Origin of the sequence: Pseudonocardia xinjiangensis (assembly GCF_050948425.1) — a bacterium.
Taxonomy (GTDB): Bacteria; Actinomycetota; Actinomycetes; order Mycobacteriales; family Pseudonocardiaceae; genus Pseudonocardia; species Pseudonocardia xinjiangensis.
The window spans coordinates 1255535-1276697 of sequence record NZ_CP192009.1; the positions used below are offsets into that span (position 1 = coordinate 1255535).

Genomic DNA, 21163 nt, shown 5'->3' on the forward strand with positions numbered 1-21163 from the left:
CGGGGGTCGGGCAGCCGACCGTCACCGCGGGAGGTCCACGAGGAAGCCACCGGTCGTGGCCTCGGCCAGGAACATGCGCTGCGGCTCCTGGCCCACGGCGGCCTCGCCGCGCGGGAAGTCCTCCCGGCTGTTGCGCAGCTCGCGCGCCGTGGCGCCGAGGTGGTCGGCGCCCGCCCGGCGGACGGCCGCCGCGTAGCGGTGCATCGCCTCGTACACCGACTCGGAGATGCTCGAGACCGGCGGCGCGAACTGCCCGAACGTGGTGCGGTAGCGCTGCAGGAACGCCTCGTTGACGGGGCCGGGGAGCTGTTCGAAGTAGCCGGAGACGCCCCACATCCCGGCCGCGGCGTCGTCGCCGATGCGCTCGCGGGTGGGCTCGTCGAGGGCGAGGGCGAGCGACCGGCACCGGTCGCGGACACCCATCGCGTGGCACTGCCGCTCGAAGTGCACGAGGTCGGCGCCCACGAAGGAAGACAGGACGACGTCCGCCCCCGACTGCAGGACGCTCTCGATCAGCGGCGCGAAGTCGCGGGTGCCCAGCGGCGCGAAGTTCTCCCCCACCACGGTGCCGCCGTCGTCGGCCAGCACCCGCCGCGCGGTCGTGTGCACCGCGCGCGGCCACACGTAGTCGTTGCCGGCGAGGAACCAGCGCCTCCCGCCCGCCATCTGCATCATCGGGGCCGCCGCGGCACGCAGCTGGTGCTCGGGGCGTTCCCCGAGCTGGACCCGCAGGCCGCCGTCGAGGCCACCCTCGTTCATGACCGGCTGCACCATCAGCACGCCGGAGTCGCGCAGCTCGTGCGCGGCGCGGGAGAAGGTGGCCGACGTCGTGCTCGCCATGATCACCCGGCAGCCCGCGTGCACCAGCCGCCATGCCTCGATGGTGCCGAGCCGGGGGTCGGTGGCGTCGTCCCCGACCATGAGCCGCATCGGTCTGCCGTCGATGCCGCCGTCGGCGTTGATCTCCTCGACGGCCATGGCCGCGAGGTTCTCGGTGGCCGAGGCGAACACGCTGGCGGAGCCGGACTTGCTCGTCAGGAGGCCCACCGGATGGGTGCCCGCCACGGGCCCGTCGGGCACGGGGAAGCCGCGGCGGCGCATCAGCCAGTGCAGACCGGCGTCATCGAGGTCGGCGATCAGGCGCACCCTGGTGCCGCCGCCGTTCGGGTCGATGTGCACGCGCAGGCGGCCCCGCCACGGCTGGTCGTGCCGGATCTCGATGCGCGACGGCGAGCGGACGGCGGAGATCCGGCCGAGGATCTCCACGGGCCCGGAGGCCGCGCCGAACATCGGCGCGTTCAACGTGACGACCGCGCCCACCCCGACCCGGTCGCACACGGCGTCGAAGACCCATCCCGCGCCCGTGCCCGCGCCGAACAGGGCGAACACCGCCTCGGGCGGTGCGTCGACGTGCTGTTCGGCCGTGAGGGCGAGCCGGCTCATCACATGGCTCTGCGAACGGGCCCGTCAGCGGCGGTACCGGTGCCGGCGTCGTTCGCCGCGCCCTGTTCCGCGGCGGCCTTGGTGGCGTCGAGCGACCCCTGGAACAGCTCCTGGAGCAGCTGGATCACTTCCTGCGCGGGGCCGGTGGCGTCCACGGAGTAGTAGCGGAAGCGGCCGGTGCGGCGCTCGGTGATGAGGCCCGCGGTGCGCAGCACGCGGAGGTGGCTGGACACGGCGGTGCGTCCCACCCGGTTGATGTGCTCGGACAGCTCGCCCGCGCTGCACTCGTCGCGCTGGGCCAAGAGCGTCAGGATCTCGCGGCGAACCGGATCCGCGAGGGCGTCGAACGCCGCGTCAGCACCCATCTCGGTCGTCCCCCCTGGCCACTGCCGCACCCCCTGAGCGGTCGCCTGATCCGGTGCCGAGGAGCAAGCGTCCGTCGGCCCCGCGGGATGAGAGTAGCCCGATCGGGTCCCGGTGACCTCCTCCGGCGGCGGCTGAGCCGGTCGTCGGTGGTCTCTCAGCGTTCGACGAGCTGGAACCGGCCGCCCTGGTCGTCGGTGCACTCGGCCGCCCTCCCGAACGGGCGCCGCTCGGGTTCGGTGCCGGTGCCGCCAGCGGCCCGGACGGCCTGCACCGCGGCGGCGAGATCCGGGACGGCGAACGACGGCACCACCACGGCGGGTTCGGACCGCCCGCCCCAGATCGACGTGCGGGGCCGCGGCTCACCCGCCGCCGTGCGGACGTTCCACCCGTTGGCGACGCGGGCGGGCACGAACCCCCAGCCGAGGACCGTGCCGTAGAAGGCCCTGGCCCGGCCGGCGTCGGGCACCCGGAGCACGAGATGGGCGATCGCGTCGTCCGACCCGGGCACGGGTCCGGGCGGCCCGCTCCGGAGCGCGAAGGGCACCCCGAGGTCGTCGACGCAGTCCGCGACGCGGCCGGGGGGCTGGTCGGCCGGTTCGCCCGCCGTGCCGCCCGCCGCGCGGACCACCGCGACGGCGGCGTCCACGTCGGGCACGGCGAAGCAGAGCATGAGCGTGCTCCGGTCGTGGCCGCCGGACAGCCCCAGCCGGGCGCCCGCGTTCGTCACCCGGCGGTCCTGCGGCCCGGAGCCCGGCTCCACCGTCCAGCCGAGTACGGCGGCGTAGAAGCGTTCGGCTCGCTCGACGTCGACCGTCCACAGCGAGGCGTGGACGATGTCGCCGGTGCGCGGTCTCGCCGGTTCCCGCGACACCATCCACCGGTGCCCGAACGGGTCGAGCACGACGCCGCCGCGGCCGTAGGGCGAGTCGGTGACAGGACGCTCCAGCACGCCACCGGCCGCGAGCGCACGATCGACCACCGCGTCGGGGTCGGTGACCTCGAGGCGCAGCGACTGGGTGGAACCACCGCGGGTCACCGGGGCCAGCAGATCCAGCTCCGGGAACTCGTCGGCCATCATCAGCACGCTGTCGCCGAGCACGACCTCGACGTGGCCGATGCGGCCGTCCGGCATCAGGACCGGCTCGCCGCGGCGCGCCGCCCCGAACGCGCCGATGTAGAACTCCACGGCGGCGCGCGCATCCGACACCGCGAGGTAGGGGGTGACGGTGTGCAGCGGCAGGACCGCGGCGGCCGTCGTGGTGCCGGTCGTGGCGTCGGTCGTGGCGTCGCCGACGGTGGTGTCGGTGGTGGAGGCAGGCTCGGGGGTGGCCGGCTCGGCGATGGTCGCCCCGGTGGCGGTCACGTTGTCGTCCGGCCGGTCCAGCACCGCGCGCTCGACGCGGACGCGCAGGCCGTCGGCGAACTCCGGGTCGGGGGTGGCCGGGGCGTCGGGGATGCGGAGGGCGTCGAAGGCGTCGGTCATCGCGGGCCGCCCTCCCCGCGGATGGAGTAGCTGCGGCGGAACGCCGTCCGGGCCCTGACGAGCAGCGCCTCGGTGGCGTGCACGCTGCGTCCCAGCACCTGTGCGACCTCCGGCACCGGCAGCCCGTCGAGGTAGCGCAGGGTCAGCACGGCGCGATGGGTGCCGGACTGCGCGTCCAGCACTTCGTGCGCGAGCATCGAGTCGAGCCGTTCGTCCCACGGGTCGTCCACCGGCGTCGGTCCGCCGTCGACGGAGCGCAGGTTCCGTTGCTCGCGTTCGGCCGCGCGCCAGTGGTCCGCGAGCTTGTGCCGGGCGATGCCCACGAGCCATGGCGTGCTGGGCGTGGGGGGCCGGTCGCCGAGGCAGGCGGCGACGGCGCTCAGGAACGTCTCGGCCGTCAGGTCCTCGGCGAGGGCCTGCCAGCCGCAGCGGGCGAGCAGATACCCGTAGACCTCGGGGAGCGCCTCGTCGTACAGATCGAGCAGCGCGGAACCGGCGTCCGGCCGGGTCCTCCCGCTGCTCTCCTGCACACCTCATACATCGGCCGGAGCGCCGGTTCTCCGACGGCGTTTCACCCCATCGGAGCAGCAAGAAGAGGCGACTCGCGTGCGCAGAACGGGCGACTCGCGGGTCAGACGGACGTGAGGAACTCGGCGAACACCGCCAGCCACTTCTCCCGGGAGTCGAGGTGGGGGCCGTGCCCCGCGCCGTCGAAGATCTCGGTCCGCACCACGCCGCCCGCGTCCGCGTAGCGCTCCAGCACCTCCCGGATCTGGGTCACCATCGGCTGCGGGGGGAACACGTCCGGTCCGGGCCATCCCGGGACGGCCCCCGACGCGCCGAGGGTGCCCAGCTCCAGCGGCGATCCGTCGGCCACCACGAGGTCGGCGCTGCCGTGCGTCCACAGGACGGGCGGTTTGGGGTCGAGGTCGACGATGCCCGTCCAGTCGCAGTACTTCGGCGACAGAGCGTTGATGAGACCGGACGTGCCCGGCGCCATGCCCGGCCAGTTCGGCGAGGCGGTGGAGTCGCCCGGGTAGTTGGCGTCCCCGGTGACGGTCTTCAGGATCTCCGCGACGAGCAGGTCCTCGCGTTCCGGCGGCTCCCGGTGGGTCGGGGCGAAGTAGAAGGTGTTCAGCACGTTGCGGATGGAGAAGGGGCTCTCGGCCGAGTCGTCGCCCGCGGCGATGCGCCGCACGATCTCCCGCTCGACGGTGCCGCCGCCGGACCCGGCGAAGTCGGGGAAGCACGGTGTGCCGTCGGCGCGGACACCCCCGTAGCCGTAGGGCGGCACAGGGTCGAGGAACGTCAGCGACGCGACCGGCCGGTCCATCGCGTACCGGGCGATCGCCGCGCCCGCCGTCGACCAGCCCACGAGATGCGGGGGCCGGTCGATCCGCAGGGCGCGGGTGAGCGCGGCGAGGTCGTCCGCCCAGTCGCCGAGGCCACGGGTGGCGTCCACCGGAGCGGGTTCGGAGTCGCCGAAGCCGCGCATGTCCGGGGCGATGACGCGGTACTGCGGCAGCTCCGGCATCAGGTGCTCGAAGAAACGGCCGGTGGAGAGGTTGCCGTGCACCATGAGGATCGGCGCGGCATCGGCCGGGCCCGACTCCAGGTAGTGCATCCGGATGCGGTCGGTGTCGACGCTCGCGGAACGGACGCCGGGGAGCAGCGGCACCGGGGACATGGTCATGACCGGATGCTCGTCGGTCCCGACCGCCCCGGCAAGGTCGGGAGCGGCCGGCGGGGAGGGCAGCCGGTCGTGTCAGGCTTGTGCCCACTGCCGTGGACGACCGCGGTGGTGCGAGAACGGGAGGTGGCAGGTGCAGGATCGGCTCCGGGTCGCGGTGGCGACACCCCTGAGCGAGGAGCTGTGCGGGCTGATCGAGCAGCGGGAACCGCGCATCGAGCTGGTGCGCGACCAGGAGCTGCTGCCGCCCGTCCGGTACCCGGCCGACCACTCCGGCGACCCGTCGTTCGTCCGCACCTCGGAGCAGCAGGAGCGCTTCGAGAAGATGCTGGCCGAGGCGGAGGCGCTCTACGGGATCCCGGACGACAAGCCCGCCGAGCTGCGCCGGGCCGTCGAGGCCAACCCCGGCCTGCGGTGGGTGCAGACGATGGCCGCCGGAGGTGGTGCCCACGTGAAGGCGGCCGGCCTCACTCAGGAGCAGCTCGACCGCGTCACGTTCACGACGTCGGCGGGGGTCCACGCGGCCCCGCTCACGGAGTTCGCTCTCCTCGGGTTGCTGGCCGGGGCGAAGAACCTGCCGAAGCTGCTCGCCGACAAGGCCGCGCGCCAGTGGGACCGCTGGCCGATGGGTCAGCTGCGCGAGCAGACCGTGCTGGTGGTCGGGCTCGGCGGGATCGGCAGCGAGGTGGCCAGAGTGCTCGCGGCGCTGGGCGCCACGGTGATCGGCACGAGCCGGCGAGGCGAACCCGTCGACGGCGTCGACGAGCTGGTGCACCCCGACGAGCTCGCCGCCGTCGTCCCGCGGGTCGACGCCGTCGTCGTCACCCTGCCAGGCACGGCCGCCACGGAGAAGCTGGTGAGCGCCGAGGTGCTCGCCGCCGTCCGGCCCGGCACCACGCTGGTCAACGTCGGGCGGGGCACGGTGATCGACGAAGAGGCGCTGGTCGAGGCACTGGGCGACGGGCGCATCGGCTTCGCGGCGCTCGACGTGTTCGCCGCCGAGCCCCTCGACCCGGCGAGCCCGCTGTGGGACCTGCCCAACGTACTGATCAGCCCGCACACCGCCACTCTGACGCCGGCCGAGGACCGCCGCATCGCCGAGCTCTTCGCCGAGAACGCCGGCCGGCTGCTCGACGGGCGGCCGCTGCGCAACGTCGTCAACACCGTCGAGTTCTACTAGCCGCTCCCGGGCCCGGCCGAGGGCCGCCGTGAGCACTCCGGCCCCGGCCGCGTACCCCCTGTGCGTCGTCTCGGCCCCTCTGACCGGCGGTTTGTCCCCGTTGTCGGGCCTCGGACGGGAGACCCGTGCGCGACGTGGCGCTGAACACCCCCGTGCAGTCGTCCTCCCGATTGAGGTTTGCGTGGTGATAGCGCAGAGTGACAAGTCACTCGTCTGAGGGGCTTTCCGTTCGTTCTCGGGCGGAACTGGGGGGCATGCGTGCGCAGAATCGTGACGGTCATGGCGGCTGCCGGCCTCGTGCTGGTCGGCGCGGTCATTGCGCCCACTGCGCATCCCGGTCTCGCGGGCACGGCCATAGCGGTTCCTGCGGCGGAGGTCGCGCCCGTCGCCGATCCCGAGCCCGACTACACGCCTCCGCCCGTGGCGTGGGGTCCCTGCTCCGCGGCGCAGCTGCAGGCCGTCTCGGCGCAGTGCGGGTTCGTCGAGGTGCCGCTCGACTACTCGGCACCCCAGCAGACGAAGATCAAGCTCGCGGTGTCGATGGTGAAGCACACCACCCCGCAGGCCCAGTACCAGGGCGTCATGCTGGTCAACCCCGGCGGCCCGGGCGGCTCCGGGTTCGGGCTCTCCCTCCTCGGCTCCGCGGTGCCGGACAACGTCGGCGCGAGCTACGACTGGGTCGGGTTCGATCCGCGCGGTGTGGGGTCGAGCCAGCCCGCACTCAGCTGCGTCCCCGACTACGCCGGCTACAACCGCCCGGACTACGACCCGGACACCCCCGGCAGCGAGGCCGCCTGGCTGAAACGGGCCGAGTCCTACGCGAAGGCGTGCGGCGCGAAGAACGGCGATCTCCTCAACCACATCACCACCGTCGACTCCGCCGACGACATGGAGAGCATCCGGAAGGCGCTCGGTGCCGACCAGATCAACTACTACGGCTTCTCCTACGGCACCTATCTCGGCCAGGTGTACGCCACGCTGTTCCCGGACCGGGTGCGGCGGATGGTGCTCGACAGCGTGGTCGACGAGCGGAACGTCTGGTACCAGGCCAACCTCCAGCAGGACGTCGCGTTCGAGCGCAACATCCAGATCTTCTTCGACTGGATCGCCAAGAACGACGGCATCTACCGGCTGGGCAACAGCGGCGAGGACGTCGAGAAGCTCTTCTACAGCCAGAAGGAGAAGCTGCGCCAGAAGCCGGCCGGCGGCCTGATCGGCCCGTCCGAGCTGACCGACCTCTTCCTCGGTGCCGGCTACGACGTCCGCAACTGGGAGAACGTCGCGAGTGCCTTCTCCCAGTGGGTCAACGGCGGTGACGCCGCTGGGCTCAAGACCGTCTACAGCGGGTCGGCGTCGACGACCGACGACAACAACTACGCCGTCTACCTCGCCGTGCAGTGCACCGACACGCAGTGGCCCACCGACTGGAACCAGTGGCGCGAGGACAACGCGAAGGTCGCCGTGCAGGCGCCCTTCGAGACCTGGGCCAACGCCTGGTACAACGCGCCGTGCGCCTTCTGGCCCGCGAAGCCGGCCAAGCCGGTGCAGGTCGACGGCAGCAAGGTGAAGAGCCTGTTGCTGATCGACGAGACGCTCGACGGTGCCACGCCGTTCGAGGGCAGCCTCCAGGCCCGCCGGCTGTTCCCGAACTCCGCGCTTGTCGAGGGGGTGGGGGGCACCACGCACGCGGCGTCGCTCTCGGGTGACCAGTGCGTGGACGGCCACGTCGCGGACTATCTCGGCAAGGGCACGCTGCCCAAGCGCGTGCCGGGAGACGGTTCCGACGCGCAGTGCGACCCGCTCCCGCAGCCGACCCCGACGGCGCTGGTGGCGGCGGGCCCGGCCTAGGGCCTGTCTGAAGTCGTGATCATTGGAGGCTGCGCATCCAGATCACTGCTCCTCGCAAATGGAGGCCGGCGAGGTAGCTCTTGGGTGTTTTGTCCTAGCGGGTCGCGATGCCGCGCCACGGCTTTCAGCTTGTTGATCAGGCACTCGACAGTGTTGCGATCTTTGTGGAGCGCGGCGTCGTGGCCGACCGGGCGGCCTCCGGCACTCCCCTTCTTCTTGCGGTTGGCGACCTGGTCGGCCTTCGAGCCGTTCCTGCCGATAGGCACGTCCGGCCCGTATCCGGAGCATCTGCGGGAGCAGTTCGAGGGCGTGATCTGGAAGTTCCGCTCGGGTGCCCGGTGGCGGGAGAGCCATCCCCGTCCTCTGTCAGCTGCCCTGCGTCACTGAATTCTTGGGCGTGTCACCGAGGTCTCAGCGGCGGAACCTCGGCTCGGGTCGCAAGCTCAGGTCAGGAGCAGGCCGACGCCGATCAGCAGGGCGGTACAGGCCAGGGCCGCGACGACCAGGACGGTGCGCTTGCTTCCACCGTGGAGGCGGAGCGCGAGGGCCAGCGGGCCGATCGGAGGAGTCTTGTTGTCCATGTCTGTCTCCCTGATGATCTGGGTGATCTTTAGATGAATTCGGCTGTTCAGGGGGCGTCTTGTCGCAGGGCATCCCGCAGTCGCAGTAGTTCGCGTCGGCGGCGCCGCGCCCGTGCCAGGGTGAGCATCGCGGCGGCGGTGAAGACGACTCCGCCCGCGACGGTGGCCACCAGGTCGGTGGTACTGCCGCGGACTGCAGCCAGCGCCACCCCGGCCAGGGCGGTCACCACGGTCGCCGCCAGTGCGATCCGGGCAGACAGCACCCGGTCCCGGGCGAACAGCGGCCGACGCCTGCTCAGCACCCAGCCGGCGAAGACGGCCCAGGCCAGCCCGATGGCGATCAGTCCGGCGTAGACGGCCTGGGTACGCGTCGGCAGAGCATTCGGCTCGGTGGCCCACAGCACCGCGATCATGGCCGCGCCGCATCCCCCGGCCAGGCCCACTGCCACGTGGCGCAGCCTGGACCGCAGTGACACCTCTGTGGCCAGCGCGCGCTCCAGTTGCTCGGGCACATCCCGCTGCGCTGCGCGGCTCTGCTCGCTCATGCCTCGTATCCCTTCTCGGCAAGGAGGTTGCGCAGCATGCGCCGGGCGCGGTGCAGCCTGCTCTTGACCGTGCCGGCCGGTACGCCAAGTACCTCCGCGCAGGAAGCTAGTGGCAGGTCCTCCAGGTGGAGGAGGATCAGCACCTCGCGCTCCAAGGGCGGCAGAGCAGCAAGACCTGCCTCGATCTGCATCGTGGTGAGCACGCCGCTGAGCTCGTCGTCGGCGACGACAGTCGTGGCTTCCTCCATGGCCGTCTCCGGAGCCTTGTACGTTTGCCGCAGATGGTCAGTGACTGTGCGCCGGGCGATGGTGAACAGCCAGGGGGCGAACCGCTCCGGCTGCCGCAGCCGCGGCAGGCCGCGCACCACAGCGACCCACGCCTCCTGAGCAAGATCGTCCGCGAGATGCGGAGAGCCGACCATGCCTCGGACATAGCGCCACAGCACGGGATGCCACATGGCCACCAGTTCGCGGAACGCCTCCCGCTCCCCAAGCTGGCAGCGCACCACCAGCAACCCGTCGTTGCCCACCACACCTCCCTGCTCTGCACCGTCCGTCACACAGGCAGTCGGCATTCCGGGCGGAAAGGTTCACGGAATCCTGAGCATGCGGTCGAAACGCCGGTCGTAAGAGGAATCTCACCCCTTGATCACGACTTCAGACAGGCCCTGGGTGCGCCCAGGTGTACCCGGCCCCACACGCCGCTCGGCCCGGCCCCGTGCCGGGCAGGCGGACACTGGAGTGATGGGACTGATCGACACCGCCGGTATCCACCATCTCCGGCTCACCGTCACCGACCTGGAGCGCTCGCAGGAGTTCTACTCCGAGGTGCTCGGTTTCGAGGTGGTCGCGAAGTCGGACGGTAGCCCGGACGATCCCGCGGTGCTGCGGGATCCGAGCCGGCTCTACGGCGGTGTCGTGTTCCGGGCCCACGGGATGCTGTTCGGGCTGCGGCCCGTGGCATCGGGCACCGACCGGTTCGTCGCCGAGCGGGTCGGGCTCGACCATCTGAGCTTCACCGTGCCCTCCCGCGAGGCGCTGACCGACGCCGCGGACCGGCTGGAGGAGCGCGGTATCCCGCACGGCTCGGTCAAGGACCTCAGCGACTTCGGGATCTCGATCCTGTCGTTCAGCGACCCGGACGGCGTCCACCTGGAGCTGACGGCGCCCCTGTAGCCCCCGGATTGCAGCAAAGCCACTTTCACGCAACCAGATGGCATGAAAGTGGCTTTGCTGCAACGAGGGCTGCAACGAGGTGGGTCAGGGGAAGTGCACGTACTCGTACTCGAAGGGCTTGTCGTTGATCCCGTGGGACGGCGGGGCGATCCAGCCGGCGATCCTGCCGGGCTCGTAGACCGGCCGCATCAGGGATCGGACGTGGGTCTTGTCGGCCTCGGTGGGCAGCCACCGGTCGCGGTTGGCCTCCCAGACGTCGGGGCCGACGAGGTCGCCCTTCGGCGTGATGTGGTGGTCGGAGAACAGGCCGACGTCCCGGTTGAAGCCGACGTGCGGGAGGTACAGGCGCGCGTCGATGCCGCCCTGCTCGAGCACCCGGTTCCAGCGCTTGAGCCCGCTCTGGCAGTCGGAGACGTACTCCGTGCGCAGGTCGTTGTTCAGTGCCAGCAGTGCCGGGACCTCGTCGGTGGTGAGCTCGCCGTCGCGCACGAGCTCGATCCGCGCCGCGTCCTCGGTGAGGACGTGGTCGTCCTTGCGCCGCTCCTCCTGCCAGCGCCCCTTGAGGCCCGCGGTGAAGTAGTTGGCGGCGTTGGTGGACTGCTCGGAGCCGAACAGGTCCAGCGACACCGAGTAGTGGAAGTTGATGTACTTCTGGATCACGTCGAGCGGGATGCCGCCGTGCGGGGCGATGTCCTCGGTGTCGTGCTCGCGCATCAGTTCGGCGCTGCGGGCCACCACGCGGTCGACACCCGTGGTGCCGACGAACATGTGGTGCGCCTCCTCCTTGAGCATGAACTCGCAGGTGCGGCTCAGCGGGTCGAATGCCGACTCCTTGAGCGTGCCGAGCTGGTACTTCCCGTCGCGGTCGGTGAAGTAGGTGAACATGAAGAACGACAGCCAGTCCGGGGTCTCCTCGTTGAACGCCCCGAGGATCCGGGGGCTGTCGAGGTCGCCGGAGTTGCGCTGCAGCAGTGCCTCGGCCTCCTCGCGCCCGTTGCGCCCGAAGTAGGCGTGCAGCAGGTAGACCATCGCCCAGAGGTGGCGGCCCTCCTCCACGTTGACCTGGAAGAGGTTGCGCAGGTCGTACAGCGACGGCGCGGTCTCGCCGAGCCTGCGCTGCTGCTCGACCGACGCGGGCTCGGTGTCGCCCTGGATGACGATGAGGCGCTGCAGGTCGGCGCGGTACTCGCCGGGGACCTGCTGCCAGACCGGCTGGCCCTTCTGCTCCCCGAACGCGATGCGCCGGTCGGCGTTGCGCTCGGCGAGGAACACGCCCCAGCGGTACTCCTCCATCGCGACGTGGTCGAAGTGCGCCCACCCCTCCCGGCCGACGGCGACCGCCGTGCGCAGGTAGACGTCCTCGGTCGGGACGGCCGGCCCCATCGTCTTCCACCAGGTGAGGAAGTTGGGCTGCCAGCTCTCCAGCGCGCGCTGGAGCTTGCGGTCACCGGCCAGATCGACGTTGTTCGGGATCTTCTCGGAGTAGTCGATTGACATGATTCGCTCTGCTCTCAGACTCGCTTGCGGTCGAAGTCGGCCTTGCGTCCCGTGCCGTACCTGCGCAGCGCGCCGTCGGGGCCCGATGCGTTGGGTCGAACGAAGATCCAGTTCTGCCATGCGGTGAGCCGCGAGAAGATGCGCGACTCCATGGTCTCCGGTCCGACGAACCGGTGGTTGGCCTCCATGCCGGTGAGCGCGTCGGGGGAGAGGGAGGCGCGCTCCTCCAGCATGATCCGGATCTCGTCCTCCCAGTCGATGTCGTCGGGGGCGTCGGTGACCAGGCCCAGCTCCATCGCCTCCGCGGCCTCGATCCGGCGTCCGGTCTCCTGGTGGAGCTTGGCGACGTGGTCGTCATCGCCGTAGAACCGCGACCCGAGCCGGGAGAGCCCGTTGCTCATCGGGAACGCGCCGAAGTTGGAGTCCGACAGGACGATCTGCGCGGGCTCACCCTCCTGGGCGTCCTCCTCGAGCAGCCCCTCCAGCATGTACTGCCGGTCGCACGCCAGCGCCAGCTCCAGCAGCGCGCCCGCGAAGCACGACCCCGGCTCGATCAGCGCGATCAGCGAGCGCGAGGTGACGTCGAGGCGCTTGAGCACGCGCTTGAAGTAGTGGCGGATCTCGTTGACCAGCCAGTCGTCGCGCGAATGCTCGGCGATGACCCGCTCGAACGCCAGCGCGTCCTCGACGTCGCCCTTCGTGCGGATGACCCAGGTGCCCAGCTCCAGCTCGTTGGCCCGCAGGCGCAGGACGAGGTCGTCGAGCTCCCTGGTCATGGCCAGCGGCCAGAAGTCGGCGCCGAGCGCGTGCACGCGCTCGACCGTGTCGGGCAGCCCGAAGCCGGAGGAGCCCTCGGGGCCGTGGACGGTGATCTCGACGACGCCCAGCGGGCGGTCGAAACGGGCCTCGACGTGCCGGTAGCGGATGCCCTGCTCGGTCTCCTCCCGCTGCAGCGGGGGGAGGGGGATGCCCTGCGCCCCGGCGGGCCGGGTGGAGCGCGCCGCCGCGGCGGCGGCCCGCTCGCGCACGGTCTCGTCCCACACCCGTTTCGGGATCACCTCGTCGACGAGCTTCCACTCGACCGCCTGCTTGCCGCGGACCCCTTCGGACCTCGTGGCGAACACGTCGGCGCGGTCCTTGCGCACCCGGCGCTTGTCGACGACGCGGGTGAGTCCGCCGGTGCCGGGGAGCACTCCCAGCAGCGGCACCTCGGGCAGCGACACCGCGGAGGAGTTGTCGTCGATCAGCAGGATCTCCTCGCAGGCGAGCGCGAGCTCGTACCCGCCGCCCGCCGCGGTGCCGTTGACGGCCGCGAGGTAGGTCTGGCCGGAGTGCTCCGTGGCGTCCTCGATGCCGTTGCGGGTCTCGTTGGTGAACTTGCAGAAGTTCACCTTCCACGGGTGCGAGCTCTGCGCGAGCATCCGGATGTTGGCGCCTGCGCAGAAGTTGCGGTCCTTCGCGCTGGTGACCACCACGGCACGCACCTCGGGGTGCTCGAAGCGCAGCCGCTGCGTGGCGTCGTAGAGCTCGATGTCGACGCCCAGGTCGTAGCTGTTCATCTTGAGCTCGTAGCCCGGGACGATGCCGCCGGACTCGTCGACGTCGAGGCGCAGGTAGGCGACCTCACCGTCGAGCTCGAGCGTCCAGTGCCGGTAGGACGACGGGTCGGTGTCGAACGAGACCGCCGGGATCGCGGCCTGGTCGGGATCTGCGGTGGTCGTCATCGGCTCCTCCGGAGGTCGTCGATACTCTACAACATCAAGTCGAAGCGTGCCATAGCTGTAGAACTTCGAAGAGGGTTACCCGGCACAAGCGCTTGCACTAACGTGCAGTGACGGGCGGGACGCTCTCCCGCCCATCGCAATGACGCGAGCAGGGCGGGGGCATGGCGACCATCCACGACGTGGCCAGCGCCTGCGGCGTCTCCATCTCCACGGTGTCGCGCGCGATCTCCCGGCCGGACCTCGTCAACCCCGCCACCCGGGAGCGGGTGCTCGCCGCGGTCGCCGAGCTGGGCTACCAGCCGAGCACCGCCGCCCGGTCGCTGATGTCGGGCCGGTCCATGACGCTCGCGCTGCTCGTCCCCGACATCACCAACCCGTTCTTCTTCGACCTGGTCCGCGGCACCCAGGCCCAGGCGGCCGCGGCCGGCTACAGCCAGATCCTGATCGACACCGACGAGTCGGTGGAGCTGGAGCGCCAGCACATCGCGACCGCGGCGAGGGGCGCCGACGGGCTGGTGCTGGGTGCGTCGCGGCTGAGCGACGACGCGCTGCGCGAGGCGGCCAGGTCGGTGCCCCTCACCGCCGTCAACCGCAGCACGCCCGGCGTCGCCTCGGTGGTCATCGACACCCCGTCGGGCATGGTCCAGGCCCTGCACCACCTGGCCTCGCTCGGCCATCGCGACGTCGCCTACCTGTCCGGCCCGCGCTCCTCGTGGTCCAACGGGCGGCGCTGGCGCGCCGTGCAGATGGCGGCGCGCCGGGCCGGGCTGTCGGTGCGGCGCCTCGGCCCGTTCCCGCCCACGCGCGCCGCCGGTGCGGCCGCGGCCGACGCCGCCGTGCACGCCGGGGTGACGGCCGTGCTGGCCTTCAACGACCTCATCGCGCTCGGCGTGCTGCAGCGGCTGTTCGCCCGCGGGCTCGCGGTGCCGGACGACATGAGCGTGGTGGGGTGCGACGACACCTTCGGCGCCGACTTCTGCCACCCCCCGCTGACCACCGTCACCGCGTCCATCGAGCAGGTCGGACGGCTGGCCACGGACATGCTGCTGGAGCAGCTGCGGCCGGTGCCACCCCCGCCGCGCGTGCACACCGTGCCTGCCGTGCTGACGATCCGCGGGTCGACCGGACCCGCTCCCGCCCGACCCCAGCAGTGACAGCCCAGATGAGCGACACCAGGGAGGAACCTTGAGGTTCTCGGTCTTCACCGCCGCACTGCCGCAGTGGACGCCCCAGCAGGCCGTCGAGCAACTGGCCGCGCAGGGCTGGGACGGCGTCGAGTGGCGCGTGGTCGACCAGCAGGACGCCCCGACACCGGGCTTCTGGGCCGGGAACCGCTGCACCTGGCCGCTGGCCACCATCGAGGAGGACGTGCCGCGGATCCGCGAGCTCACCGTGGGTGCCGGCCTGGCGTTCTCCGGGATCGGCGGCTACGCGCTGTGTGACGAGCACGCCGACGTCGACCGGCTGCTCGCCGCCACCGCCGCCCTCGGTGCCGAGCGGGTGCGGGTGCGCACGCCCGCCCTCGGTGCGGCGCCCTACCCCGAGTTGTTCGCCCACGCCCGCCGCTGCTTCGCCGACATCGCGGGGCGGGCCGCCCGCCACGGCGTCAAGGTCCTCGTCGAGCTGCACCACCAGACCGTCGTCTCCAGCTCCTCGGCCGCGCTGCGGCTGCTCGAGGGGGTGGACCCGGACGCCGTCGGGGTGATCCACGACCTCGGCAACCTCGTGATCGAGGGCGGGGAGGACATCCGGGCCGGCCTGGAGATGCTCGGCCCGTACCTGGCGCATGTGCACGTCAAGAACTGCGCCTGGCGACCGGCGGAGACGGAGGTGGACGGCACGGTCCGCTGGGAGCACGCGTGGGCGGAGCTGCCCACCGGCCAGGCCGACGTGGCCGGGTACCTGCGGCACCTGACGGAGCTGGGCTACGACGGCTGGGTCACCGTCGAGGACTTCTCCACCGACCGGCCGCTGGCCGAGCGGACGGCCGCGAACCTCTCCTACCTCCGCGCCGCCCGGGCGGGCGTGCCGGCCTGAGGCGGGGCCGCCGGATTGCAGCAAAGCCACTTTGACGCAACCTCGTTGCCGCAACGTGGCTTTGCTGCCACCCCGGAGGGCGTCAGCGGAACGGGATGTCCTGCTCCCGCAGCAGCCCGGTGAACGCCGCGTGGGCCGTGGCGAACAGCTCCGGTCCGCTGAACCCGCCGCTCGCGTGGGCCTGCGCCAGGTGCGGCTCCAGGGAGAAGCAGCCGTCGAAGCCGTCGGCGCGCAGGGCCGCCACGGTCCGGGCCACCTCGCCGTCGCCCTTCCCGGCCGGCACCACCTCGCCGGTCGCGGCGATCGCGTCCTTGATCTGGATGTAGTCCACGTGGGGGCGCAGCATCTCGTAGCCCTCGGTGAACGGCCGGACGCCGCACTGCACGAAGTTGGCGGGGTCCCAGGTGAGGCGCAGCGCGGGCGAGCCCACGGACTCGACGAGGTCGAGGCAGCGCCCGGGAACGTCCCCGTAGATCGCCTTCTCGTTCTCGTGCAGCAGCACGACACCCTCCTGCTCGGCCGCTGCGGCCAGCGCCGACATGCCGCGCAGCACGGTATCGCGGTCGGCGGCGGGGTCGTGGGCGTCCCTCGGGTAGAAGGAGAAGACCCGCACGTACGGGGCCCCGAGCCGGCGCCCCACCTGCGCGCAGCGGCGGAACCGGGCCACGTGCTCGTCCAGGTCGGCGGTGACCGGCACCTTGCCGATGGGGGAACCGATCGAGGACACCGCGATGCCGGCGCCGTCGAGGGTGCGGGCGATGCGCTCCACCTGCTCGTCGTCGAAGTCGGCGATGTTCGTGTCCCAGGCGCCGCGCAGCTCCAGCTGGGACATCCCCAGCTCGGTGAGCACGCGGACCTGCTCGTCCAGGTCGGGGGAGATCTCGTCGGCGAAGCCGGACAGGGTCCACATGGCTGGGGCTCCTTCGGTCGGGGTCAGTTGACAGTGGCCGGCCGCCGAGGGGGTTCGGGGACGGGCACGACCCGGCCCTCCAGGACGTCGGCGATCAGGACCGGTGCTCCGGTGCGGGCCGACTCGTAGACGGCCTGCACGGTGGCCAGGGCGAGCAGGGCATCGGCCACGGTCACGCCGGGCGTGCCGCCCGTCCGGATCGCCTGGACGATGTCGAGGTACTGGCGGTGGTGGCCGTCGAACATGGCGCTGGTGCCCGGCCCGCCTCCGACGTGGCGCCCGGTCTCCTCCTCGGCGAGGAGCTGGGCCGCCTGGTTGCCGTCGCCGCCGACCCCGCGGTTGGGTCCGACGCCGGCGTCGCCCGCCGCCTCCTCGGTGGCGCGGCGGGCGCTGTGGAAGTAGTAGAGCCGGTCGTTGTCCACGACCGCGGAGCCGGCGTCCCCCATGACCTGCAGGCGGACGGTGAGGCCGGGGTAGGCCGCGGTCGTGGCGTGCAGCGTCGCGAGCGCGCCGGACTCGAAGCGCACCACGGCGGCCACGGTGTCCTCCACCTCCACCCGCTCGTGGGCGAGCAGCGCCGTGTGGGCCACCACGTCGATCGGCCTGCCGAGGAACCACAGCAGCAGGTCGACGGTGTGCACGCCCTGGTTCATCAGCGCGCCGCCCCCGTCGAGCGCCCAGGTGCCGCGCCAGTCGCCCGAGTCGTAGTAGCCCTGGCTGCGCCACCACGACACCGTCGCGACGGCCGAGGTGACCCGGCCCAGCTCCCCACGCGAGACGGCCTCGTGGACGGCGACGCTCGCCGGGTCGAACCGGTGCTGGCTGATCACGGCGGCCACGAGGCCGGGGTGCCGCGCCGCGGCCTCGGCGACGTCGCGGCCCGCGGCCACGCCGACGTCGAGCGGCTTCTCCACCACCAGGTGCCGCCCGGACTCGAGCACCGGGACCGACACGGCGGCGTGCGCACCGCTGGGCACGGCGACGGCCACGGCGTCGACGTCGTCGCGGGCCAGCGCCTCGGCCAGCGACGTGGTGACGGCCGGGCGCTCACCGAAGAGCCCCGCGACGTGGTCGGCCACGGAGTCGGCGGCGGCCACGTCGGTGTCCACGAGCACGCTGAGCGCGGTGTCGTGCCCGGCGGCGATGACCTCCGCGTGCAGGCGTCCGATCACCCCGCAGCCGACGACGGCGAACCGTACGGGTGCAGGCACGGAATCGTTCACTTCAGCCCTCCGGTCAGGCCACCCACGAGGTAGCGCTGGAAGATCAGGTACAGGACGACGACGGGCGCGGCGCAGACCACGGCGGAGGACATGACCTGCCCGTAGAGCGGGAGTGCCCCACCCTCCTGCGACGCCCCGAACGCCTGCAGGACGACCGCCGCGGTGCGGGTCCGGGGCTGGGTCAGGACGCTCGCGAACAGCACGTCGTTCCAGCCCAGCAGGAAGGAGAAGATCGCGGCGACGATCAGCCCGGGTGCGCTCAGCGGCAGCACGATGCGGCGGAGCACCCCGATGCGGCTGAGCCCGTCCAGGAGCCCGGCTTCCTCCAGCTCGACCGGCATGCCGCGGAGGTAGGTGACCATCACCCAGGTCGCGAACGGCAGCGCGAACGTCAGGTAGGTGATCATCAGGCCCCACGTCGTCCCCACCACCGTGATCCCGAGGTAGGTGGGTGCCGAGGCGTAGACCACGAACAGCGGGAGCAGCAGCAGCGTGCCGGGCACGCTCTGCAGGCCCACCAGCGCCCGCAGGAACGTGATGCGCCCGACGAACGTGAACCGGACGAGGACGTAGGCGGTGGCGACCGCCAGCAGCGCGGAGAGCACGGCGACGACGCCGCAGACCAGCAGGCTGACGCCCAGCCCCTGGGCCAGCGGGACCGTCGTCCAGATCGCGACCCAGTTCTCCAGCGTCACGCTGCTGGGAACCACAGCGCCAGAGGCCACCTCGATGTCCGGCATCAGGGAGGCCACGAGGATGTAGGCGCACGGCGCCAGCACGAGCAGCACCAGCACGGCGATCACCGCGCGGCGCAGGCCCGGCGGCAGGATCGCGGTGGCGTCCACCCCGGAGCGCCTGCGGTCGGTGGCCTGCATGCCGGCCGTCACGCCTGCGCCCCCTTCTCCAGCCCGGTGTCCAGCCGCACGGCGCGCAGGTAGAACAGCAGCGGGATCAGCACGAGCACCAGCGAGGCCACCGACATCGCCGCGGCCAGGCCGAAGCGGAACGTCTGGAACGAGGCCGAGTAGATGGCGAGCGGCAGGACGTTCACCTGGTCGGGGGCGGGCGAGCCGAACAGGACGAACGGCAGCGTGAAGTTGTTGAGGTGGTGCAGGGTCGCGATGATCACGGCCAGCAGGAGGGGCCCGCGCAGGCTCGGCAGCACGATGTGCACCGTCTTCTGCCACCACGTCGCCCCGTCGACGGCCACGGCCTCGTGCACCTCGCGGCCGATGGACTGCAGGCCTGCCAGGCACAGCAGGTACACGAACGGCCACGCCGCCCAGGTGTCGACCAGCACGAGGGTCCAGAAGGTGCGGTCGCCGATCAGCCAGTTGCCCCCCGCGATCCCCACGGAACCGAGCACGGTGTTCACGGCGCCGTCCGGCCCGAGCGCGATGCGCCACACGGTGCCGACCACGAACGTCGGCAGCACGTACGGGATGAGGAAGATCGAGCGCACGAGCGCACGGCCCCGGAACCGGTCGTGCGCGGCGAACGCCGCGGCGAGCCCGAGCGGCAGCGTCAGCACCGTGGTCAGGACGCTGAACGCGACGCTCAGCCACACGCTGTGCAGCAGCGGGCCGGTGGTGACGGCCTCGACGTAGTTGCCCAGGCCGAGGAACGGCGCCCCCGCCCACTGCCGCAGCGTGTACTGGTCGAGGTCGGTGACCGACATCCACAGCGCCAGCACGAACGGCACCACGACCACCACGAGCAGCAGCAGGCCGCCCGGCGTCATCAGCCAGAGTGGCCCCTGGCTACGCCGCGTCGGACCGGCGGGCCGGACACCGGCCCGTACCGGCCCGCCCACGTCGCCGGTCGGTGCGGTCGAGGTGGACGGGCGGTCCGTCGGGCTGGTGAGGCTCACCGGGCGGCCGCCGCCTTGTCGACCGCGGTCTGGGCCGTCTGCTGGAGCTCTGTGAGCTGCCGCTGCACCTGGTCCGGCGGCACCGAGCCGGAGCTCAGGCCGGCGAGCGCCTGCACCGTGATGTTCGTCAGCCCCAGCTGGATCTCCGACCACGCCCCGGTGAACGGCGTGGGCTTGGCCTGCTTGCCCGCTTCCAGCACCGGCGCGTACTGCTCCTTCCCGCTGGCCACTGCGTCGGCGGCCGCCGCGTTGACCGGCAGCACCCCGAACACCTCGGAGAAGTGCTGCTGCTCGGCCTCGGAGGTGACGAGGTCGACGTACTGCAGGGCGAGGTCCTGCTGCGTGGAGTAGGAGGCGACCACCAGGTTCTGGCCGGACACGATGGTGGTGGCGGGCACCCCACCTGCGGGCAGCGCGCTCTCACCCGGCGGGACGGTCGGCATCGGTGCGAACGCGTACGAGCTCGCCACCGGCGACTTCGCGAGCGTCGGGATGACGCTCGCGCTGGTCATGGTGAACATCGCGGACTTGCCGGAGGCGAAGTTGGCCGTCGCGTCGGCCGATGCCCAGTTGACCGCGTCCGGGTTCACGATCTTGTCCTTGGTGAGGAACCCGAAGTAGGCGTCGTAGGCCCGGGCGACCGTGGGGTCGTCGATCCGGGCGGTCGTGCCCTGCACCAGCGGGTTGCCGTACTGCTGGGCGAACATCCAGATGTACTTCCAGGGCGAGAAGGGGTCCTTGTAGTCCATCGCGAGGCCGTACGTGTCGCCCTGGGTCAGCTTCTTCGCGTCCGCCACCAGCTCGTCCCAGGTGGACGGGGGACCGTCGATCCCGGCGGCGGCGAACATCTGGGTGTTGTAGACCAGCACGAAGGGGATCGACGAGAACGGCACGCCGATCTGGTCGGCCTCGTCCGGGCCGGACATCGCCAGCGTGGAGGGCACGAACCGGTCCCGGCCGCCGACGGCGTTCCACTGCTCGTCGCCGAGCTTCAGGAAGGCCCCGCTGGAGTAGGCGGTGGGGGTGAATGTCGTGCCGATCTCGTAGATGTCGGGGCCCTGCCCCGAGACCACCGAGGTCTGGATCTTCTGCTGCTCCTCGGAGGCCGAGGTGTAGGTCTCGAACTCGACGTCGGCGCCGGTCTTCTTCCGGAACTCGTCCTTGATGCGCTGCATCCACTGCTGCTGCTCGTCGGGGTACTGCGACTGCTTGCTGAGGTAGACCTGCAGGGTCTGCCCGGCGTGGTCACCGCCGCCCCCGCCGCTCGACCCGCCACCGCACGCCGCCAGGGACACCGCCACCGTGAGCGCACCCGCCACCGCCAGGAACCTGCGAGTGGACATCGTCAGACCTCCTTGTCTGATCGCAGCCGCGTACCCGCCTCTGCTGGCCCGAAGATAGGCAGGGCGCATCGCGGGCACAATCCCTTGCAGGAATTTGCAGTGCGGCGTGGCGGCCCGGCGCCGGTCGTGCGCGGCGGCCGCCGCGGCGAGCCCGTCCCCGGCCCTCCTGGTGGTCGGCGGCAGTCCGGCAGCGGCATGGAATTCGGGCGAATCAGCCGCACTGCAGACGAATCTCACAATTCTGCCG

General features: G+C 71.7%; 20 protein-coding genes and 1 pseudogene. 5 read left to right on the forward strand and 16 right to left on the reverse strand.

The annotated features are described in order from the left end of the window. Window positions 1-21: 21 nt before the first annotated feature. From ACQPZA_RS06050 to ACQPZA_RS06070, 5 genes are all read right to left on the reverse strand, one after another. Window positions 22-1443 (reverse strand): ABC transporter substrate-binding protein, encoded by a 1422-nt coding sequence (locus ACQPZA_RS06050; protein WP_433279124.1) that lies wholly within the window; start codon window positions 1441-1443, stop codon window positions 22-24. Then, window positions 1443-1808, reverse strand: coding sequence for a metalloregulator ArsR/SmtB family transcription factor (locus tag ACQPZA_RS06055; RefSeq protein WP_169394705.1), 366 nt, complete (start codon window positions 1806-1808; stop codon window positions 1443-1445). The genes ACQPZA_RS06050 and ACQPZA_RS06055 overlap by 1 nt, the downstream gene beginning before the upstream one ends. Before the next feature lie 155 nt (window positions 1809-1963). Continuing rightward, window positions 1964-3292 (reverse strand): VOC family protein, encoded by a 1329-nt coding sequence (locus ACQPZA_RS06060; protein WP_433279126.1) that lies wholly within the window; start codon window positions 3290-3292, stop codon window positions 1964-1966. Further along, on the reverse strand, window positions 3289-3822 hold the full coding sequence (locus ACQPZA_RS06065) for an RNA polymerase sigma factor (protein ID WP_433279128.1): 534 nt from the start codon (window positions 3820-3822) through the stop codon (window positions 3289-3291). The genes ACQPZA_RS06060 and ACQPZA_RS06065 overlap by 4 nt, the downstream gene beginning before the upstream one ends. Window positions 3823-3923: 101 nt before the next feature. Further along, complete coding sequence (locus tag ACQPZA_RS06070) at window positions 3924-4985, reverse strand: alpha/beta fold hydrolase (RefSeq protein WP_433279130.1); 1062 nt, start codon at window positions 4983-4985, stop codon at window positions 3924-3926. A 424-nt stretch (window positions 4986-5409) separates the two neighbouring features. Here ACQPZA_RS06070 and ACQPZA_RS06075 point away from each other — a divergent pair, with 424 nt between their 5' ends. Then, window positions 5410-6162 carry a D-2-hydroxyacid dehydrogenase gene (locus ACQPZA_RS06075; protein ID WP_433282693.1) on the forward strand — a complete coding sequence of 251 codons (753 nt, stop codon included), beginning with the start codon at window positions 5410-5412 and terminating at the stop codon, window positions 6160-6162. Window positions 6163-6441: 279 nt separating this feature from the next. Next, window positions 6442-8010, forward strand: coding sequence for an alpha/beta hydrolase (locus ACQPZA_RS06080; RefSeq protein ID WP_433279132.1), 1569 nt, complete (start codon window positions 6442-6444; stop codon window positions 8008-8010). Between the two features lie 19 nt (window positions 8011-8029). Here ACQPZA_RS06080 and ACQPZA_RS06085 read toward each other — a convergent pair. The 4 genes and pseudogenes from ACQPZA_RS06085 to ACQPZA_RS06100 form a co-directional block, all read right to left on the reverse strand. After that, a pseudogene (locus tag ACQPZA_RS06085) lies at window positions 8030-8341 on the reverse strand (hypothetical protein); the annotation flags it as partial. Window positions 8342-8453: 112 nt separating this feature from the next. Beyond that, window positions 8454-8591, reverse strand: a complete 138-nt coding sequence (locus tag ACQPZA_RS06090) for a hypothetical protein (protein ID WP_433279134.1) — start codon at window positions 8589-8591, stop codon at window positions 8454-8456. Window positions 8592-8638: 47 nt separating this feature from the next. Next, window positions 8639-9136, reverse strand: a complete 498-nt coding sequence (locus tag ACQPZA_RS06095; RefSeq protein WP_433279136.1) for a hypothetical protein — start codon at window positions 9134-9136, stop codon at window positions 8639-8641. Next, entirely contained in the window at window positions 9133-9666 is a 534-nt protein-coding gene (locus ACQPZA_RS06100; RefSeq protein WP_433279138.1) for an RNA polymerase sigma factor, read from the reverse strand. The genes ACQPZA_RS06095 and ACQPZA_RS06100 overlap by 4 nt, the downstream gene beginning before the upstream one ends. A gap of 214 nt (window positions 9667-9880) precedes the next feature. Between ACQPZA_RS06100 and ACQPZA_RS06105 the strand changes: the two genes are divergently transcribed. Beyond that, the gene (locus ACQPZA_RS06105; protein WP_433279140.1) at window positions 9881-10312 is read left to right on the forward strand and encodes a VOC family protein; all 432 of its coding nucleotides are present in this window, start codon (window positions 9881-9883) and stop codon (window positions 10310-10312) included. An 84-nt stretch (window positions 10313-10396) separates the two neighbouring features. Here ACQPZA_RS06105 and boxB read toward each other — a convergent pair whose 3' ends face one another. Further along, complete coding sequence (gene boxB, locus ACQPZA_RS06110) at window positions 10397-11809, reverse strand: benzoyl-CoA 2,3-epoxidase subunit BoxB (protein WP_169394714.1); 1413 nt, start codon at window positions 11807-11809, stop codon at window positions 10397-10399. 14 nt (window positions 11810-11823) lie between these two features. Next, on the reverse strand, window positions 11824-13533 hold the full coding sequence (boxC, locus tag ACQPZA_RS06115) for a 2,3-epoxybenzoyl-CoA dihydrolase (RefSeq protein WP_433279142.1): 1710 nt from the start codon (window positions 13531-13533) through the stop codon (window positions 11824-11826). Between the two features lie 161 nt (window positions 13534-13694). Between boxC and ACQPZA_RS06120 the strand changes: the two genes are divergently transcribed. Then, entirely contained in the window at window positions 13695-14687 is a 993-nt protein-coding gene (locus ACQPZA_RS06120; protein ID WP_169394716.1) for a LacI family DNA-binding transcriptional regulator, read from the forward strand. A 31-nt stretch (window positions 14688-14718) separates the two neighbouring features. Further along, window positions 14719-15570 (forward strand): sugar phosphate isomerase/epimerase family protein, encoded by an 852-nt coding sequence (locus ACQPZA_RS06125; protein ID WP_433279144.1) that lies wholly within the window; start codon window positions 14719-14721, stop codon window positions 15568-15570. An 82-nt stretch (window positions 15571-15652) separates the two neighbouring features. On the opposite strand, the gene ACQPZA_RS06130 is transcribed toward ACQPZA_RS06125, so the two are convergent. Genes ACQPZA_RS06130 through ACQPZA_RS06150 form a run of 5 tightly spaced genes read right to left on the reverse strand, consistent with a single transcriptional unit; the run spans window position 15653 to window position 20916 of the window. Beyond that, window positions 15653-16480 (reverse strand): sugar phosphate isomerase/epimerase family protein, encoded by an 828-nt coding sequence (locus tag ACQPZA_RS06130; RefSeq protein WP_433279146.1) that lies wholly within the window; start codon window positions 16478-16480, stop codon window positions 15653-15655. A 23-nt stretch (window positions 16481-16503) separates the two neighbouring features. Further along, entirely contained in the window at window positions 16504-17691 is a 1188-nt protein-coding gene (locus tag ACQPZA_RS06135) for a Gfo/Idh/MocA family protein (protein WP_433279148.1), read from the reverse strand. Window positions 17692-17699: 8 nt separating this feature from the next. Continuing rightward, window positions 17700-18590, reverse strand: a complete 891-nt coding sequence (locus tag ACQPZA_RS06140; RefSeq protein ID WP_211173853.1) for a carbohydrate ABC transporter permease — start codon at window positions 18588-18590, stop codon at window positions 17700-17702. Then, the gene (locus tag ACQPZA_RS06145) at window positions 18587-19573 is read right to left on the reverse strand and encodes a carbohydrate ABC transporter permease (RefSeq protein ID WP_433279150.1); all 987 of its coding nucleotides are present in this window, start codon (window positions 19571-19573) and stop codon (window positions 18587-18589) included. Before ACQPZA_RS06145 ends, ACQPZA_RS06140 begins: the two co-directional genes overlap by 4 nt. Beyond that, on the reverse strand, window positions 19570-20916 hold the full coding sequence (locus ACQPZA_RS06150) for an ABC transporter substrate-binding protein (RefSeq protein ID WP_433279152.1): 1347 nt from the start codon (window positions 20914-20916) through the stop codon (window positions 19570-19572). Before ACQPZA_RS06150 ends, ACQPZA_RS06145 begins: the two co-directional genes overlap by 4 nt. Window positions 20917-21163: the final 247 nt, after the last annotated feature.

Coding starts and splice junctions, on each gene's coding strand:
- ACQPZA_RS06055 (WP_169394705.1), bottom strand. CDS start 1,808: ATGGGTGCTGACGCGGCGTTCGACGCCCTCGCGGATCCGGTTCGCCGC.
- ACQPZA_RS06075 (WP_433282693.1), top strand. CDS start 5,410: ATGGCCGCCGGAGGTGGTGCCCACGTGAAGGCGGCCGGCCTCACTCAG.
- ACQPZA_RS06150 (WP_433279152.1), bottom strand. CDS start 20,916: ATGTCCACTCGCAGGTTCCTGGCGGTGGCGGGTGCGCTCACGGTGGCG.
- ACQPZA_RS06070 (WP_433279130.1), bottom strand. CDS start 4,985: ATGACCATGTCCCCGGTGCCGCTGCTCCCCGGCGTCCGTTCCGCGAGC.
- ACQPZA_RS06050 (WP_433279124.1), bottom strand. CDS start 1,443: ATGAGCCGGCTCGCCCTCACGGCCGAACAGCACGTCGACGCACCGCCC.
- ACQPZA_RS06080 (WP_433279132.1), top strand. CDS start 6,442: ATGGCGGCTGCCGGCCTCGTGCTGGTCGGCGCGGTCATTGCGCCCACT.
- ACQPZA_RS06090 (WP_433279134.1), bottom strand. CDS start 8,591: ATGGACAACAAGACTCCTCCGATCGGCCCGCTGGCCCTCGCGCTCCGC.
- ACQPZA_RS06060 (WP_433279126.1), bottom strand. CDS start 3,292: ATGACCGACGCCTTCGACGCCCTCCGCATCCCCGACGCCCCGGCCACC.
- ACQPZA_RS06095 (WP_433279136.1), bottom strand. CDS start 9,136: ATGAGCGAGCAGAGCCGCGCAGCGCAGCGGGATGTGCCCGAGCAACTG.
- ACQPZA_RS06130 (WP_433279146.1), bottom strand. CDS start 16,480: ATGTGGACCCTGTCCGGCTTCGCCGACGAGATCTCCCCCGACCTGGAC.
- ACQPZA_RS06105 (WP_433279140.1), top strand. CDS start 9,881: ATGGGACTGATCGACACCGCCGGTATCCACCATCTCCGGCTCACCGTC.
- ACQPZA_RS06120 (WP_169394716.1), top strand. CDS start 13,695: ATGGCGACCATCCACGACGTGGCCAGCGCCTGCGGCGTCTCCATCTCC.
- boxB (WP_169394714.1), bottom strand. CDS start 11,809: ATGTCAATCGACTACTCCGAGAAGATCCCGAACAACGTCGATCTGGCC.
- boxC (WP_433279142.1), bottom strand. CDS start 13,533: ATGACGACCACCGCAGATCCCGACCAGGCCGCGATCCCGGCGGTCTCG.